Below are 15,876 nucleotides of genomic sequence, written 5' to 3'. Positions count from 1 at the left end.
GCGACGGACCCGCAGGCAGTTGCCTGCCTGCGGGTCCGGGAAGTCAAGGCGTGGGCCTGGATCAGGCGGCGACCTTGGGGGCGTTGACGTCCTCCGGCAGCGCCTTCTTCGCGACCTCGATGAGGGCGGCGAACGCGTTGGAGTCGTTGACGGCCAGCTCGGCGAGCATCTTGCGGTCGATCTCGACGCCGGCGGCCTTCAGGCCCTGCACGAAGCGGTTGTAGGTCATGCCGTTGGCACGGGCCGCAGCGTTGATGCGCTGGATCCAGAGCTGACGGAAGTCGCCCTTGCGCTTCTTGCGGTCGTTGAAGTTGTAGACGAGCGAGTGGGTGACCTGCTCCTTGGCCTTGCGGTAAAGGCGGGAGCGCTGGCCGCGGTAACCGCTGGCCCGCTCGAGGATGACCCGGCGCTTCTTGTGGGCGTTGACTGCCCGCTTGACGCGTGCCACTTGATTACTCCTTGGCTCCGGACCGCGGTTCGTGCCGGCGGTCCGTTATTCGATTCGGTCGGGAAGGATCAGCTGCGTCCCACGGCCGGGGCCGCGGGCTGCGATCACTTGCCGAGAAGCTTCTTGACCTTCTTGGCGTCCGGCGCGGCCAGCACGACGGTGCCGGCGAGCTTGCGGGTCAGCGTCGAGGGCTTGTGCTCAAGCAGGTGCCGACGGCCGGCGCGCTCGCGCAGCACCTTGCCGGAGCCAGTGATCTTGAAGCGCTTGCTGGCGCCGCTGTGGGTCTTCTGCTTCGGCATGTCGCCGTTTCTCCTCGTCGGTCCGTCCCGGCCCGCGCCTTGCGGCGCGGGCCGGAACCGGGTTGATCTCGGTCTCCGGGGCGGGTGCCCCGGTACCACGGGGCCGATCCGCTCGGATCCGCCCTGAGCCCGAGGGCTCAGGCGTCCTGAGCGGTCTCGGCCGGCTGCTCGACCTCGGCGGCCTCGTCGGCCTCGACGGCCTCCACAGCCTCGTCGGCCTCCAGGACCTCGGCCGCGGCCTCGTCGGCCTCGATCCCGTCCTGGGCCTCGGCGGAGTCGGTGGCCGTGCGCCCCTGGCGCTCCGCCTTGCGGGCGTCCGCAAGGGCGCGGGCCTCGGCCATCGCCTCGGTCTTCTTCTTGTGCGGGCCAAGCACCATGATCATGTTGCGGCCGTCCTGCTTCGGCGCCGACTCGACGAAGCCCAGCTCCTGGACGTCGTCGGCGAGCCGCTGGAGCAGTCGGAAGCCCAGCTCGGGGCGGGACTGCTCACGACCGCGGAACATGATCGTGATCTTGACCTTGTCGCCCTGCTTGAGGAACCGAACGACGTGACCCTTCTTGGTGTCGTAGTCGTGCGGGTCGATCTTCGGCCGGAGCTTCATCTCCTTGATGACCGTGTGCGCCTGGTTCTTGCGCGCCTCACGGGCCTTCATCGCCGACTCGTACTTGAACTTGCCGTAGTCCATGAGCTTGCAGACCGGCGGCCGGGCGGTCGCCGCGACCTCGACCAGGTCGAGGTCGTACTCCTGCGCAAGCTCCAGCGCCTTCGCGAGCGGGACGATGCCGACCTGCTCGCCGCTGGGACCGACGAGTCGCACCTCGGGGACGCGGATCCGGTCGTTGATGCGGGGCTCGGTGCTGATGGGGCCTCCTCGGTTGCACCTTCATTCGATGCGGCCGTCGGACGGCGGTCGCACGTAGTGACCATTCTCGGTCACAGTGCGGGGCTTCATTCGCTCCTCCGCTGCCGGTGTGTGCACCGGACGAACGAAAAAAGCCCCGCGCATGCGGGGCTCCACGACCGGGACACCAGCGGACTGGCGTCACAGGCGGCGCGTGTCGGTGGGACACTGCCGCGACCGGACCCGTCGACCCGTGGGACGAAGCGGGTGGGAGACCGTGTGGAGCCTCCACTTGCTGGCCGGGCGCCCATACGGAACACCTGGCCGGTCAGTCTCGAAGCATAGCAGCGTTCCCCGCCCGACCGGTATTCCGGCCCGCGCGAGCGCTCCTTGTACTCTCCCTGTTGTACGTCCACCGGCACGACGGAGTGAGTCCACCTTGACCAGCCAGCCCGAGAACACCGACGACGCCATCGGCTTCGACGACCTGACCCGCGACATCGCGGAGGTGCCGGCCGTCGAGGTGATCACCACCGTCGCGGTGCACCTGATGAGCGCCGCCGCCGTCAAGTGCGGGCTCGCCGAGGGCGGCGAGGCCGACAAGGACCTCGACGAGGCCCGCAAGCTGATCACCGCCCTGGCGGGCCTGGTCACCGCCGGCGCGCCGGAGATCTCCAACTTCCACGCCGCGCCGCTGCGGGACGGCCTGCGCTCGCTGCAGCTCGCCTTCCGCGAGGCCTCCGTCGTCCCGGACGAGCCGGGCACCGGCCCGGGCGAGAAGTTCACCGGCCCGGTCTACGGCTGAGCGCCGCACGGCGGCTGGACCCGGGGGCGCGGCTCGGCCGCGCCCCCGGGTGTTTTCAGCCCGCGGTGTAGAAGGGCTCCCCGCGGAGCGGCTCGCGCAGGACGGCCAGCTGGAGGCCGGTGTCCAGGCGGACCCGCAGGACGGGGTCGCCCGACAGGGCGTCGATCAGCGGGCGGGGGTCGGCGTCCGGGACGAGGACGACGGCGAGGGTGCCGTCCGCGTCGTCCGCGGGGGCCAGGTAGGCGTGGGTGACGACGCCGGTGGTGTCGAGCAGCCCGCGCAGCGCCTCGTGCACCGCGGGGTCGGCGAGCGGCGGCAGGTACGGCCGGTTCTCCGCGAGCGCGCGCAGCCGGGCCCCGGTGACCTGGAAGGCGACCGGCCCCGCGGGGTCGATCAGCAGGGTGTCGGCCTGCTCGGAGTAGGCGACCATCGCGGCCTGCGGCGCGGCGACCGGCGCCGGCCGGGCGTCGGCGCGCCAGCGGGCCAGGGTCTCCAGTGAGGTGAAGGCCGGCAGGGCGCGGCGCCCGTCCGCGGCCTCGACCAGCGGGACGGCCATGTCACTGGTCTTCTCGTGCTTGTGCCCGTTGGCGTCGACCTCGACCTCGCCGAGCAGGGCGACGATCGGGACCATCAGCCGGCCGGGGGCCAGGGCGGCGAGCAGTTCGGGTTCGGCCGCGTCGCCGTCGGCCGCCCAGGCGGCCAGGGCGGCGGCGAGCCTGGGGTCGGCGGTGCCGTCGTCCTCGGCGAACCCGGGGTTCGGAATGTTCTTGCGCTCCACCCCGTGAGGGTATGCCACCGGGCGGCGGCGGCTTCTCAGCGCGGGCTCATCCGCAGCTCATCGCGGCCCAAGGGGTGCGGCCGAGCATCGTGGGCATGATGGCACCATCGAGTTCGCGGGCGACCGTGCGCAGGCGTCGGCGCCGTACGAGGCGGATCAGGCGGGTGGTGGTGCTGGTGGTGGCGCTCTCGGTCCTGGGGTCCTGGCTGGTGTTCTCCCGGCCCGCGACGAGCACGCCGGTACCGGTCGCCGCGTCGGCCGCGGCGTCCGCGTCGACGTCCGCGGCGGCCCCGGCGGTCGACCCGGACGCCGTCCTGGGCGCGGCGGTGAGCGGGCTGGCCGGCCACTTCGCGGTCGCCGTGACGGACCCGGCGGCGGGCACCGGCGCGAGCTGGGGCGAGGACTCCTTCGTCACCGCGTCGATCGTCAAGGTGGACATCCTGGCGGCGCTGCTGCTGCGGAGCGGCGGCGAGCTGACGGACGACCGGCGGAGCGCCGCCGCGCTGATGATCGAGCAGAGCGACAACGACGCGGCGACCGCGCTGTTCGAGGCGGCGGGCGGGGCGTCCGGGCTGGACGAGGCCAACGCGGCCTTCGGCCTGACCGCGACGGTCGCGGGGACGGACGGCTACTGGGGGCTGACCTCGACCACCGCCGCCGACCAGGTGCGGCTGCTGCGGGCGGTGTTCACCGAGGACTCGCCGCTGACCCCGGACTCCCGGGCGTACCTCCGGCAGCTGATGGGTCAGGTGGTGGACGGTCAGGACTGGGGCGTCTCGGCGGCCGACCAGGGCGGCGCCGCGCAGCTGAAGAACGGCTGGCTGCCGCGGACCTCCACCGGGCTGTGGGTGGTCAACAGCATCGGGCGGATCGACTACGGCGGACGGGAGTTGCTGGTCTCGGTGGTGAGCGACGGCTCGGCCACCCTGGAGGACGGCATCGCGCTGGTCGAGTCGGTGGCGTCCGCCGCGGTGCGGGCCTTCGCCTCTACCCACGGGTAGTCCGATGTGGCAGTCTGCGCCCATGGCCCTCGACCTCGCGCCCGCCACCGGCACGGGCACCGTCTCCGACCGCGCCCGCTACGACCGGGCGACCGCGCACCTCGACGCGCCGCTGGCCATCGTCGACCTGGAGGCCTTCGACGCCAACGCGGCGGACCTGGTGCGGCGGGCGGCCGGCAAGCCGATCCGGGTGGCGAGCAAGTCGGTGCGCTGCCGGGCCCTGCTGGAGCGGGTGTTGGCGACGGACGGCTTCGCCGGGATCATGAGCTTCACGCTGGCGGAGTCGATCTGGCTGGCCCGCGCGGGCTTCGACGACATCCTGCTCGCCTACCCCTCGGCCGACCGGGCCGCCTTCGCCGAGCTGACCGCCGACCCGGAACTGGCCCGGGCGGTCACCGTGCTGGTGGACGACCCGGCGCAGCTGGAGCTGATCGACAAGGCCCGCGAGGGCTCCGCCGAGGTCCGGGTCTGCCTGGAGCTGGACACCTCGCTGCACCTGCTCGGCGGCCGCGTCCGGGTCGGCGCCCGGCGCTCCCCCCTCCGCACCCCGGAGGCGCTCGGCGCGCTGGCGGAGCTGGTGCAGACCCGGCGCGGCTTCCGGGTGGTCGGGCTGATGGCTTACGAGGGCCACATCGCGGGCGTCGGCGACGCGGTGCGCGGCCGGCCGCTGCGCTCGGCGGCGGTCCGGCTGATGCAGGCGAAGGCACGGACCGAGCTCGCGGAGCGCCGGGCCGCCGCGGTGCGCCGGCTGCGGCAGGTGGCGGACCTGGAGTTCGTGAACGGCGGCGGCACCGGCAGCGTGGAGTCCACGGTGGCCGAGCGGGCGGTGACCGAGGTGGCCGCCGGCTCGGGGCTGTATGTGCCGCGGCTGTTCGACAACTACCGCTCGTTCACCGGCCGGCCGGCCGCGCTGTTCGCGCAGCCGGTGGTCCGGCGTCCGGGCGTCGGCGTGGTGACGGTGCTGGGCGGCGGCTACCCGGCCTCCGGCGCTGCCGGGGCGGACCGCTCCCCCGTGCCGTACCTGCCGGCCGGGCTGTCCTACGACCCGCAGGAGGGCGCCGGCGAGGTGCAGACCCCGCTGATCGGCTCGGCCGCCGACGACCTGCTGATCGGCGACCGGGTGTGGTTCCGGCACGCCAAGGCGGGCGAGCTGTGCGAGCGGTTCGCGGAGCTGCACCTGGTCGAGGGCGACCGGGTGGTGCGCACCGTCCCCACCTACCGCGGCGAGGGCCGGACGTACCTGTAGATCAGGTGCGGGTGCCGCCGCCGGCGCTGCCGAGCGGGCCGCCCTTGGCCTCGGCGATGCCGCTGACGATGGTGTCCATCTGGGCGACGTCGGGCGCCTTGTCGGCGATGTCGAAGCCGAGGTGGACGGAGACCAGCGCCTTGCCGTCGGCGCTCGGGAAGACCACGGTCTCCACGTAGCCGTCGTTGCCCTGGGCGGCGTCGACCTTCCAGCGCACCAGGTAGCCGTCCCGGCCGGCCACCTTGACCGCCTCGGACTTCAGCTCCTCGTGCCCGTTGACCTGGTTGTAGGACTCCTTCGCGGCGGCGGCGATGTCCTCCAGGGCGGCCTGCTTGGCGTCGGTGCCCTTGAGCCGGCCGGTGACCGCACCGCCGAGGGTGCAGTTGCCCTTGCCGTCGGCGCAGGTGTACTCGCCGATCGAGAGCGTCGCGAACCCGTCCTTGGTGGTGCCGGCCTCCCAGCCGGACGGGACGGGCAGGCTGAGGCCGTTGACCAGGTCGATCGCGGCGTTGCCCGGCCGGCCCCCGCGACCCTGGCCGTTCTGGCCGCCGCCGTTCTGCCCACCGCCGTTCTGCCCACCGCCGTTCTGCCCGCCGCCGTTCTGGCCGTCCTGGCTGCCCGGGCCGCCGCGGCCGTCCATGCCGTAGCCGCCGCCGAGGCGCGGACCGCGCCGGTCGCTCGCCGTGGAGTCGCCGCGCCCGTCCATCGCCAGGTAGGTCACGCCGGAGCCGACCGCGAGGCCGATCAGGGCGGCGACCGCCGCGGCGACCAGCACCGGCCGGGCCGGCTTGCGCACCGCGCCCGCCGGGGCCGGCACCTGGTCGGTCACCGGCGGCAGCTCGGGGTAGCGGACCGCCGGACCGCTGTCGAGCACGGTGCCCTCCAGCACAGCGGTGTCCTCGACGGACGGCTGCGCGGCGGGCTCCGGGGCGGGCCGGGTGGTGCCCGTCCAGCCCGTGCCGTCCCACCAGCGCTCGGGCCGGGGGTCGCTCGTGGTGTCCTTCGGGTCCGGGTACCACCCGGCGGGAATCTGCTGCTCGCTCACGTCAAAGAATCTAAGGGCACGCGGATAAGCGGGATATCAGCGCGGCCCGGGAACGGCCCGGGATTCGATGAGATTCCGGTGAGAAATCCCAACGGCCGAACCGAGTCGTTGCCCCGGCCCCGCGCACGGCAGAATGCGCGCCATGGACAACCGCCCGGTGATCGGCATCTCCACCCAACTCCTCGACGCCGCCTGGGGCCGCTGGGACCGGCAGCGCGCCGTGCTGCTCCCCGAGCGGTACCCGGCGATGGTCCGGGCCGCCGGCGGCGTCGCGGTGCTGCTGCCGCCGGACGCCCCGCAGTACGCGGCGCAGGCGGTCGAGCGGCTGGACGCCCTGGTGGTCGCGGGCGGCGAGGACGTGGACCCGGCGCTGTACGGAGCCCGGCCGCACCCCCTGACGGTGGCGAACGCGCCGGAGCGCGACGCCTGGGAGGCCGCGCTGCTGCGGGCGGCGCTGGCCGCCGGGAAGCCGGTGCTCGGCGTCTGCCGCGGCATGCAGCTGCTGAACGTGGTCTTCGGCGGCACGCTGGTCCAGCACCTGCCGGACGTGGTCGGCCACGAGGGCCACGTAGGCCCGCCCAACGCGTACGGGCGCCACCCGGTGCGGCCGGTGCCGGACACCCTGCTCGGCGGGCTGCTGCCGGAGCCCGAGCTGGTGGTGCCGACCTTCCACCACCAGGCCGTGGACCGGCTGGGCGAGGGGCTCACCGTCGCCGCGTACGCCGCGGACGGCACGGTCGAGGCGATCGAGGCCCCGGCCGGCTTCGTCCTCGGCGTCCAGTGGCACCCCGAGCAGGACCCGGCCGACCTCCGTCTCGCCGAGGCCCTGGTCCGAGCCGCCTCCCTGGTCCGGGAGACGGCCCTGATCACCGCGGCCGGCTGAGGCCCCCCGGGGTCCGGGCCCGACGCCGACCGGGCCCGACGTCGATTGGCCCGACGGGGCGTCAGGGCAGCGGGAGGCCGGCCGTGACGGCGAGGGTGCCGAGCGCGCCGGCGGCGAGCAGGCAGGGGACGACGGAGCGGCGCAGCGCCAGCAGCCAGAACAGCGCGAGGGCCAGCACCGCCGCCTGCCACCAGGCGTGCAGGCCGAGCGCGAGCGGGACGGTGGAGCCCGCGATCGCGCCGATCACGGCGGGCCCGGCGCCGGTGAGGAAGTCCTGCACCCGCCGGTCGGCGCGCAGCCGGTCGAAGTGCGCGGCGCCGAACAGCACGAACAGGAAGGACGGCGCGAAGGCCACGCAGGCGGCCAGCAGCCCGCCGGCCACCCCGGCGGCGGCGTAGCCGACCACGGCGACGGTCTGCACCACCGGGCCGGGGGTGATCTGGCCGAGCGCGACGGCGTTCAGGAACTGGCCGTCCGTCATCCAGTGGTAGCGGTGCACCGCGTCCTGCTGCATCAACGGGATGATCACGAACCCTCCGCCGTAGGAGAGCGCGCCGACCTTGAACGCCACCCAGGCGAGCGCGCCGATCCCGCCGGTGGCGGCGGTCGCGGGGGCCAGCAGCGGCAGCAGCCCGCGCGGACGCCGGTCGGAGGTGCCGCCACCCGGACGGCGGACGGCGATCTCGGTGATTCCGGTGGCGATCAGGACGAGCACCAGCCAGGGCCCGGTGAGCAGGGCCGCGAGCGCCCCCGCGGCGAGGTAGCCGCACCAGCGCCGGCGGGCCGCGCCGCCACCCGCGCGCTGCCGGCTGGCGGGGACGAGGGCGGTGGCCGCCTGCAGGGCGACCGCGGGGACGGCGGCCCCGGCGCCGGCCGCCGCGCCGAGCACCCAGCGCGGCGGGTCGCCGGCCAGGAAGAGCGCGGAGAGCAGCAGGATCAGCACCAGGCCGGGCACGATGAACGCGGCCCCGCCGACCAGGGCGCCGGCCGGCCCGCGCAGCCGCCAGGCAGTGAAGACCGCCAGCTGGGTGGAGGCCGGGCCGGGCAGCAGGTTGGTGGCGGCGATGCCGTCCTCGAACTCGGCGGCGCCCAGCCAGCGGCGCTGCTCCACGCAGAGCCGGCGCAGCAGCAGGATGTGCGCGGGCGGTCCGCCGAACCCGGTGATCCCGATCCGTCCCCACTCCCGGGCGATGGTGGCCAGCCCGACCCGCTCCTCCACTGTGTCCTCCCTCGTTCGACCGGCGCAGACCCTATCGGAGCAAGTGGTCACTCGTGCGAACGACAACGGTCACCAGTGCAGCCTTTGGATCTTCGTCCGATCTGGGGTTCACTTCCGGTGCGGACTCCACCTCGACCGGGAGGATCTCGATGGGCGCCCAGCACGACCACGACCACGGGCACGGCGGGCACGGGCACGGCGGGCACGGCGGGCACTCGCACGGCGTCTCCGCCGACGCGGACCGCCGCTGGCTGGTCAGCGCGCTGCTGCTGATCCTGGTGTTCATGGCGGGCGAGGTGGTGGTCGGCTTCGCCGCCCAGTCGCTGGCGCTGATCTCGGACGCGGCGCACATGCTCACCGACGCCGCCTCGATCGCCCTGGCGCTGGTCGCGATGCGGCTGTCGGCCCGTCCGGCGCGCGGCGGCTACACGTACGGGCTGAAGCGGGCCGAGATCCTCTCGGCGCAGGCGAACGGCGTGACGCTGCTGGTCCTCTCGGCCTGGCTCGGCTACGAGGCGGTGCAGCGGCTGATCGACCCGCCGGAGGTGACCGGTTCGCTGGTGCTGGTGACCGCGCTGGTCGGGATCGTGGTCAACCTGGCCGCCGCCTGGTGCATGTCCAAGGCCAACCGCAGCTCGCTGAACGTCGAGGGCGCCTTCCAGCACGTGCTGACCGACCTGTACGCGTTCATCGCGACCGCGGTGGCCGGTGCGGTGGTGATGCTCACCGGCTTCGTGGCGGCGGACGCGATCGCCTCGCTGGTCGTGGTGGTGCTGATGCTCCGGGCCGGCGTCGGGCTGGTCCGGGACTCCGGGCGGATCTTCCTGGAGGCCGCCCCGGCCGGCATCGACCCGGACACGGTCGCCGACCAGCTGGTCGCCGCCCCGCTGGTGGAGGAGATCCACGACCTGCACATCTGGGAGATCACCTCCGGCCAGCCCGCGCTCTCCGCGCACATCCTGGTCACCCCCGGCGGGGACTGCCACGCGGTCCGCCGGGACCTGCAGCGGCAGCTGCGGGAGGACTACCGGATCAGCCACTCCACCCTGCAGGTCGACCACGTCGGCGAGGAGGAGGTCGACGGGCTGCTGCAGATCACCCGCCCCGGCGACGACGACCGCGACCACTGCGCGGACGCGCACGGCCCGGTCCACCGCGCCGGTCCGCACCGGCACTGAGGCGCTGTCAGCCCGGTAGGGCATGATTCGGAAGGTGACCGCACCGCGCCTGATGCTGCTCGACACCGCCAGTCTCTACTTCCGCGCCTACTTCGGCGTGCCGGAGTCGATGAAGTCCCCCGACGGGCAGCCGGTGAACGCCGTGCGCGGCCTGCTCGACTTCATCACCCGGCTGGTCCAGGACCACCGGCCCGACCAGCTGGTCGCCTGCATGGACGCCGACTGGCGCCCGCAGTGGCGGGTCGACCTGATCCCCTCCTACAAGACCCACCGCCTCGCCGAGGGGGCCGCCGAGGGCGAGGAGGAGGTCCCCGACACCCTCGCCCCGCAGGTCCCGGTGATCGAGGCGGTGCTGGACGCGATCGGCATCGCCCGGGTCGGCGTCGCCGGCTACGAGGCGGACGACGTGATCGGCACCCTCGCCACCGCGGCCACCGGTCCGGTGCAGATCGTCACCGGCGACCGCGACCTGTTCCAGCTCGTCGACGACGCCCGGGCGGTCACCGTGCTGTACCCGGTGAAGGGCGTCGGCCACCCGCAGGTCGTCGACGACGCGTACATCGAGGAGAAGTACGGCGTCGGCGCCGCCTCGTACGCCGACCTCGCGGCACTGCGCGGCGACACCAGCGACGGGCTGCCCGGGGTGAAGGGGATCGGCGAGAAGACCGCCGCCCAGCTGCTGCGGACCTACGGCGACCTGGCCGGGGTACGGGCCGCGGCGCTCAACCCCGCCTCGAAGATCACCCCGGCCCGCCGGAAGAACCTGCTGGACGGCTCCGCCTACCTGGACGTCGCCCCCACCGTGGTCGGGGTCGCCCGGGACGTCCCGCTGCCGGCCTTCGACCCGGCCCTGCCCGCCGAGCCGATCGACCCGATGACCCTGGAGTCGCTCTCCACCCGTTGGGGCCTGGGCACCTCCCTCACCCGCACCCTGGCCGCCCTGGCCGAGGCCGGCCAGGGCGCCTGACCGGGCTATCCGAGCAGTTGGTCGACGAGGTGGGCGACCGCGTGCTCGTCGTTGCTGGGCAGGATCCGGTCCGCCGCGGCGCGGACCGGGGCTCCGGCGTTGGCGGGGGCCGCGCCGAGGCCGGCCAGGCGGAGCATGTCGCGGTCGTTGAGGCCGTCGCCGACGGCCACCGTCTGGGCGGTGGCCAGTCCGAGGTCGGCGGCGATCCAGGCGAGGACGCCGTGCTTGCCGGTGCCGCGCGGGCCGAGTTCCAGGAAGTGCTCCCCGGAGGCGGTGACTTCGGCCTCCTCGCCCACCATCTCCTGCACCGTGTCGACGAGTTCGGCGTCGCAGGGGAGGAAGGGGCAGACCAGCACCTTCACCACGGCCCGCGCGAGCTCGGCCCCGCCGCGCCACTCGACCCCGGCCCAGCCGCGGGTCAGCTCCGCGGGGAAGCCCGGCTGCACGACCGTCCCGTCGAGCAGGTCGAAGGCCAGCGCCCAGCCGGGACGCCGCGCGCCGAGGACCTCGTGGATCCGGCCCACCGCGCCCGCCCCGAAGACGAGTTGGCGGCTCGGCAGGCGCTGCCCGGGCCGGAAGACCAGCGCGCCGTTCCCGTGCGCCCAGTAGGCCGTCCCCGGGATCCCCGCCCGGACCCGCGGGGGGACGTCGCGCGGCGGCCGCGCCGTGATCACCGCGACGGCCATCCCGGCCGCCGCGGCCCGGTCGAGTGCCGCCGACACCGCGGCGGGCAGCTCGCCGCGGGAGTCGAGCAGCGTGCCGTCGAGGTCGCAGGCTAGCAACCGATAGCCGTCGGCCATGGCCAGTCCTCCGCCGGGGGTTCCAGGAACCGCAGGGTCAGCCGGGCCAACCCCTCTGCGGTGACCACGAGTTCGACGTCGGCGGTGCCCGCGCACCGCCGGGTGGTCGGCCCGGTGCCGAGCGGCACCCAGAGCCACTGGGTGTCCACCACCCCGCGTCCGATCACGTCGTCGCCGTCCACCCGGGGCAGCCGGTCGGAGACCTCGACGGGGATGTCGTGGACGTTGATCGAGGAGACCTCGCCCGAGGCCCCGAAGGCGACCCAGCCGATGCTCCGGAAGGACATCCGCGCCGCGTCCGGCGCGTTCGGGTCGGCCCGCAGCTCGGCCCTGACCCGGTGCCGTTCCTCGTCCCACTCGGCCTGCACGCTGCGGAGCCCGGCCGGGCCGGCGTGTGCTTCCACGGATCAACCCCCGTTGGTCGTGATCGATGCACCTTCAGACGTACTGGAGACGGTCTTCAGACGTACTGGAGACGGTCGAGCCCGACGACCGGCGGGCGGTCCAGCCGGCCGGGTCGGAGTTCGATCTCCCCGAGGACGGTGTCCCTCGGCGTGGCGGCCGCCCAGGACACCACGTCGGCGACGGATTCCACGCTCATCTTGTAGGCGGAGTCGTCGTCGTCGAGGTTGCGGATCGCCCCGGGGCTGAGCAGGGTGGTGCGCACCCCGTGGCGCCGCTCCTCCATCAGGAGCACCTCCGCCACCTGCTTGAGCGCGGCCTTGGTGGCGCAGTAGGCCAGCCCGCCCTCGAACGGGCGGGAGCCGGCGTGCGAGCCCATCAGCACGATGTGCCCCTCGCTGCGGCGCAGCAGCGGGAGTGCGGCCTGGACGACGCGGACCGGGGTGGTGAGGTTGACCGCCACGGCCTCGTCCCAGTCCCGTGCGCCGACCTCGGCGACGGTGCCGAAGCCGCGGGTGACCGCGTTGACCACGAGCAGGTCCAGGCGCGGGGCCCCGGCCAGGGCGAGGACCGCCGCCCGGGCGGCGGCGTCGGGGTCGGCGAAGTCCGCGGTGACGGGGTCGGTGTGGTCGGCGCACGGGGTGCGGTTGAGGCAGCGCACGGCGTAGCCGTCGGCCAGCAGCCGGCTGCGGATGGCCCGGCCGGTGCCGCGGTTGCTGCCGGTCACCAGGGCCAGGGGGCCCGGGAGATCAGGCACCGGAGACCATCGCGATGAGCTCGGCCCAGCGGGCGAGGATGTCCTCGCGGCCGGCGCCCTCGCGGAACATGTCCTTGTCGTACGGGCGCCCGTCGGCGGCCTTGAGGCGCATGCAGTCCGGTGAGATCTCGGAGTTGACGACCAGTCCGTGCGTCTCGTCGGGTGCGATGACGAGGCAGAAGTCCCAGAGGTCGAGCGGGTCGAGGAGCTTGCGCAGGGCGGCGTTGCAGTCCAGCGCGAGCTTCCGGTGGTGCTCGACGTCCACGCCGAGGAGGCGGAGGTAGTCCTCGCCGATCGGCTGGTCCTCGGGGTCGGTCCGGTAGTCGAACTTCACCACCGGGCGGTCGAGGACCTGGCCCTCCTCGAAGAGTCCGGGGTACTTGCGGATGGTGGAACCGGTGGCCCGGTTCTTGACGATGACCTCGAAGGGCGGGGCCGGCCGGTAGTCCGCGATGTAGGTGGTCGGGCCGACGCGCTCGCCGAATACGGTGTGGACGTCGTATTCGGCGAGCCGGGCGGAAACGTACTCGAAGAAATCGAGGCGCAACTCGGCGGTGCCGTCGACGAGCTCGTCGCGATCGAATGTGAAACTCCGCAGCGACGGAATCATCTCTATCAGGCAGCGGCCGTCGTCGAGATACCAGAGTTTCTTGCTACGGCCCTCGATGTCCGGAGTACGGGAAGTCACGTTATCCACGTTCAAGGAAGCCACGGGTCGCTCTCATGAGATCGGGCACGAATCCGTGCCAGGACTTGATGATCAGCGGTGCGGCAAGTCTTGCACGGGCATCACCGGAAAGAAAGGGCCATCGAGATGTTTAGAAGTGGACATGACATGTCTGGCGGGGGGTCAGAAGTGTTCCAGCAGCTCCGCGAAGCGGCCCAGCGCGAGCGTCGCCTCCTCGGGCCGGAACACCTCGTGCTCCAGCACCCAGGTGTGCTCGTGCGGGATGTAGACGGCCTTCAGGCCCGCCCGCAGCGCGGGCAGGATGTCCGACTTGGGAGAGTTGCCGATCATCCAGGTCCGCTCCGGGTCGAGCCCGAGCTCGGCGACGAGCTGCCGGTAGGTGTCCACGTTCTTCTCGGCGACGATGTGGATGCTGCGGAAGTGGTGGGCGATCCGCGACGCGTCCACCTTCAGCTGCTGCTCCGCCGGGTTCCCCTTGGTGAGCAGCAGCAGGTCGTGCCGGCCGACGAGCACCGGCAGGACCTCCTCGACGCCCTCGATGAGCTCGATCCCGCGGTTGGTGAGCGGGGCGAGGAGCTCCTCGATCCGCGCCCGGTCCTCGGCCGTGGGGGTCCGCCCGGTGACCTCCTCCAGGCAGTCCGCGAGGCTCTGCCGGAACATCTCCGCGCCGTACCCGAGGGTGACCGCGTTCTTCGCCTCGATCTCGTCGAGAAGGGTCCGGTTGCGGCTCCGTTCCTCCGGAGTCGACACCCAGTTCAGAAAGCCGTCGATGACGCGCTCGAAGAGGACGTTGTTCTCCCACAGTGTGTCGTCGGCGTCGAAGACGAGCGTCTGGCCCATGAGCATCTGATCCACCTCACGTGAGTGCGCCGAAGGCTGCACCGGAGACCGCGCCCGACCCCGGCCCGTCGTTCTCGGACGTGGGCGGACAACCCACCTGCGGGGCTGCGGTCGTGCAGAATGTTCATCATGCCAGAGCAGCATCAGATTCGTGGGCGTCGGGCCTCGGAGATCGCCGCCGACATCGAGCAGGCGGTCGCCTCCGGCAGCCTCGGCCCCGGGAGCGCACTGCCCTCGCTCCGCCGGCTGGCCACCGATCTGGGAGTGAACCCCAACACCGCGGCGGCCGCGTACCGGCTGCTGCGCGACCGGGGCGTCATCGAGACCGACGGGCGGCGCGGCACCCGCGTCCTGGCCCGGCCCGCCCACACGCCGCGCGACCACCTCCGCTTCGAAGTCCCGGACGGAGCGCGCGACTTGACCGACGGAAACCCGGCCCGCGAGCTGCTGCCCCCGCTCGCCGACGCGCTCGCCTTCGCCGCCGACGAACAGCTGCGCACCCCGGTCCTCTACGGCGGACCGGCCATCGACCCGGGCCTGCTGGCCGTCGCCCGGCGGGAGTTCACGGCCGACGGCGTGCCGGCCGAGTCGGTCGCCGTCACCTCGGGCGCCCTCGACGCGATCGAGCGGGTGCTGCAGGCCCGGCTGCGCCCGGGCGACCTGGTCGCGGTCGAGGACCCGGGCTGGGGCAGCCTGCACGACCTGCTCCCCGCGCTCGGCCTGCGGATGACCGGGATCGGGGTGGACGACGACGGGCCGCTCCCGGCGGACGTCGCGGCGGCCCTGGCGGCCGGCGCCGCCGCCGTGGTGGTCACCTCCCGCGCGCAGAACCCCACCGGCGCTTCGATCGGCGCGGCCCGGGCCGCCGAGCTGCGCGCGCTGCTGGCCGCCCACCCCGACGTCCTGCTGGTCGAGGACGACTTCGGCCACGCCATCGCGGACAGCCCGTACCGGGCGGTGTGCGCGGCGGACGGCCGCCCGGTCACCGACCACTGGACGGTGATCCGCTCGGTCACCAAACTCCTCGGCCCCGACATGCGGTTGGCCGTGCTGAGCGGCGACGCCGACACCGTGGACCGGCTGCGCGGCCGGCAGCGACTGGGCACCGGCTGGGTGAGCCACGTGCTCCAGCGGGCGGCGGCCCGGCTGCTCACCGACCCGTCGGTGGACCGGGCGCGGGTGGCCGCCCACTACTCCGAGCGGCGCGGCGCGCTGATCGGCGCGCTGGCGGCACAGGGCGTCCCGGCCCGGGGACGCAGCGGCTTCAACGTCTGGATCCCGGCGCGGAGCGAGACCTCCGCCGTGGTGGCGCTGCTGCAGCGGGGCTGGGCGGTGGCCCCGGGCACTCCGTTCCGGCTGAAGTCGGCGCCGGGGCTGCGGGTGACCGTCTCCGGCCTGGACCTGCCGGAGATTCCGGCGCTGGCGGCGGACGTGGCGGCGGTGTTCCGGGTCGATTCCGGCCGGGGGCGCCTTTCCTGACGATCAGTCAGTCAGTCCGGGGCCGGGCCGTGACGCGTCCTTGACAGTCGGTTCTGCGCGAACGATGCTGACGGACGGCCCAGGAGAGAAGTCGGCCCCTCCGCCTCTCCGCCCCGGCGCGGCCGGTCCGGCCGGACCGGCCGCCACCCGTAGGTCGCCCCCACGCCCCGCACCCGTACGGACCGAGGAGTCCGAAGGC

The 15,876-nt window shown here is 73.7% G+C and carries 18 protein-coding genes; 7 read left to right on the top strand and 11 right to left on the bottom strand.

Going from position 1 to position 15,876, the window contains the following annotated elements; genetic code table 11:
• Positions 1-61: 61 nt before the first annotated feature.
• The 3 genes from rplT to infC all read right to left on the bottom strand — a co-directional run bounded on the left by rplT (position 62) and on the right by infC (position 1,610).
• Positions 62-448, bottom strand: coding sequence for a 50S ribosomal protein L20 (gene rplT / locus ABEB06_RS30765; protein ID WP_345700179.1), 387 nt, complete (start codon positions 446-448; stop codon positions 62-64).
• A 104-nt stretch (positions 449-552) separates the two neighbouring features.
• Positions 553-747 carry a 50S ribosomal protein L35 gene (gene rpmI, locus ABEB06_RS30760; protein WP_345700178.1) on the bottom strand — a complete coding sequence of 65 codons (195 nt, stop codon included), beginning with the start codon at positions 745-747 and terminating at the stop codon, positions 553-555.
• A 137-nt stretch (positions 748-884) separates the two neighbouring features.
• Positions 885-1,610 (bottom strand): translation initiation factor IF-3, encoded by a 726-nt coding sequence (gene infC, locus ABEB06_RS30755; protein ID WP_345702044.1) that lies wholly within the window; start codon positions 1,608-1,610, stop codon positions 885-887.
• 418 nt (positions 1,611-2,028) lie between these two features.
• On the opposite strand from infC, the gene ABEB06_RS30750 reads away from it, so the two are divergent.
• A complete protein-coding gene (locus tag ABEB06_RS30750) occupies positions 2,029-2,394 on the top strand; it encodes a DUF1844 domain-containing protein (protein ID WP_345700177.1) in 366 nt (121 codons plus the stop codon).
• A 55-nt stretch (positions 2,395-2,449) separates the two neighbouring features.
• Here the strand turns inward: ABEB06_RS30750 and ABEB06_RS30745 are convergent, their stop codons facing one another.
• Positions 2,450-3,172, bottom strand: a complete 723-nt coding sequence (locus ABEB06_RS30745; protein ID WP_345700176.1) for an SseB family protein — start codon at positions 3,170-3,172, stop codon at positions 2,450-2,452.
• A gap of 95 nt (positions 3,173-3,267) precedes the next feature.
• Between ABEB06_RS30745 and ABEB06_RS30740 the strand changes: the two genes are divergently transcribed.
• A complete protein-coding gene (locus ABEB06_RS30740) occupies positions 3,268-4,173 on the top strand; it encodes a serine hydrolase (RefSeq protein WP_345700175.1) in 906 nt (301 codons plus the stop codon).
• Between the two features lie 22 nt (positions 4,174-4,195).
• Positions 4,196-5,419, top strand: a complete 1,224-nt coding sequence (locus ABEB06_RS30735; RefSeq protein ID WP_345700174.1) for an amino acid deaminase/aldolase — start codon at positions 4,196-4,198, stop codon at positions 5,417-5,419.
• Between the two features lies 1 nt (position 5,420).
• Here ABEB06_RS30735 and ABEB06_RS30730 read toward each other — a convergent pair whose 3' ends face one another.
• Positions 5,421-6,464 carry a DUF2510 domain-containing protein gene (locus ABEB06_RS30730; RefSeq protein WP_345700173.1) on the bottom strand — a complete coding sequence of 348 codons (1,044 nt, stop codon included), beginning with the start codon at positions 6,462-6,464 and terminating at the stop codon, positions 5,421-5,423.
• A gap of 142 nt (positions 6,465-6,606) precedes the next feature.
• Here ABEB06_RS30730 and ABEB06_RS30725 point away from each other — a divergent pair, with 142 nt between their 5' ends.
• The gene (locus ABEB06_RS30725; protein WP_345700172.1) at positions 6,607-7,347 is read left to right on the top strand and encodes a gamma-glutamyl-gamma-aminobutyrate hydrolase family protein; all 741 of its coding nucleotides are present in this window, start codon (positions 6,607-6,609) and stop codon (positions 7,345-7,347) included.
• Between the two features lie 61 nt (positions 7,348-7,408).
• On the opposite strand, the gene chrA is transcribed toward ABEB06_RS30725, so the two are convergent.
• Positions 7,409-8,566 (bottom strand): chromate efflux transporter, encoded by a 1,158-nt coding sequence (gene chrA / locus ABEB06_RS30720; protein ID WP_345700171.1) that lies wholly within the window; start codon positions 8,564-8,566, stop codon positions 7,409-7,411.
• Positions 8,567-8,715: 149 nt separating this feature from the next.
• Between chrA and ABEB06_RS30715 the strand changes: the two genes are divergently transcribed.
• Positions 8,716-9,744, top strand: coding sequence for a cation diffusion facilitator family transporter (locus tag ABEB06_RS30715; protein ID WP_345700170.1), 1,029 nt, complete (start codon positions 8,716-8,718; stop codon positions 9,742-9,744).
• 52 nt (positions 9,745-9,796) lie between these two features.
• Positions 9,797-10,711 carry a 5'-3' exonuclease gene (locus tag ABEB06_RS30710; protein ID WP_345702043.1) on the top strand — a complete coding sequence of 305 codons (915 nt, stop codon included), beginning with the start codon at positions 9,797-9,799 and terminating at the stop codon, positions 10,709-10,711.
• Between the two features lie 5 nt (positions 10,712-10,716).
• Here ABEB06_RS30710 and ABEB06_RS30705 read toward each other — a convergent pair whose 3' ends face one another.
• The 5 genes from ABEB06_RS30705 to ABEB06_RS30685 all read right to left on the bottom strand — a co-directional run bounded on the left by ABEB06_RS30705 (position 10,717) and on the right by ABEB06_RS30685 (position 14,204).
• Complete coding sequence (locus ABEB06_RS30705; protein WP_345700169.1) at positions 10,717-11,511, bottom strand: HAD family hydrolase; 795 nt, start codon at positions 11,509-11,511, stop codon at positions 10,717-10,719.
• Positions 11,487-11,915, bottom strand: coding sequence for a hypothetical protein (locus ABEB06_RS30700; protein ID WP_345700168.1), 429 nt, complete (start codon positions 11,913-11,915; stop codon positions 11,487-11,489). The genes ABEB06_RS30705 and ABEB06_RS30700 overlap by 25 nt, the downstream gene beginning before the upstream one ends.
• Positions 11,916-11,971: 56 nt before the next feature.
• Positions 11,972-12,640 carry an SDR family oxidoreductase gene (locus tag ABEB06_RS30695; RefSeq protein WP_345700167.1) on the bottom strand — a complete coding sequence of 223 codons (669 nt, stop codon included), beginning with the start codon at positions 12,638-12,640 and terminating at the stop codon, positions 11,972-11,974.
• 22 nt (positions 12,641-12,662) lie between these two features.
• Positions 12,663-13,358 carry a phosphoribosylaminoimidazolesuccinocarboxamide synthase gene (locus ABEB06_RS30690; RefSeq protein WP_345700166.1) on the bottom strand — a complete coding sequence of 232 codons (696 nt, stop codon included), beginning with the start codon at positions 13,356-13,358 and terminating at the stop codon, positions 12,663-12,665.
• Between the two features lie 162 nt (positions 13,359-13,520).
• Positions 13,521-14,204 (bottom strand): HAD family hydrolase, encoded by a 684-nt coding sequence (locus ABEB06_RS30685; RefSeq protein WP_345700165.1) that lies wholly within the window; start codon positions 14,202-14,204, stop codon positions 13,521-13,523.
• Between the two features lie 123 nt (positions 14,205-14,327).
• Here ABEB06_RS30685 and ABEB06_RS30680 point away from each other — a divergent pair, with 123 nt between their 5' ends.
• Positions 14,328-15,677 (top strand): aminotransferase class I/II-fold pyridoxal phosphate-dependent enzyme, encoded by a 1,350-nt coding sequence (locus ABEB06_RS30680; protein WP_345700164.1) that lies wholly within the window; start codon positions 14,328-14,330, stop codon positions 15,675-15,677.
• Positions 15,678-15,876: the final 199 nt, after the last annotated feature.

The sequence above is a fragment of the Kitasatospora terrestris genome, from assembly GCF_039542905.1.
Lineage (GTDB): Bacteria > Actinomycetota > Actinomycetes > Streptomycetales > Streptomycetaceae > Kitasatospora > Kitasatospora terrestris.
Note: the sequence above shows the minus strand (reverse complement) of the source record. Positions and strands in the feature narration are given on the sequence as shown.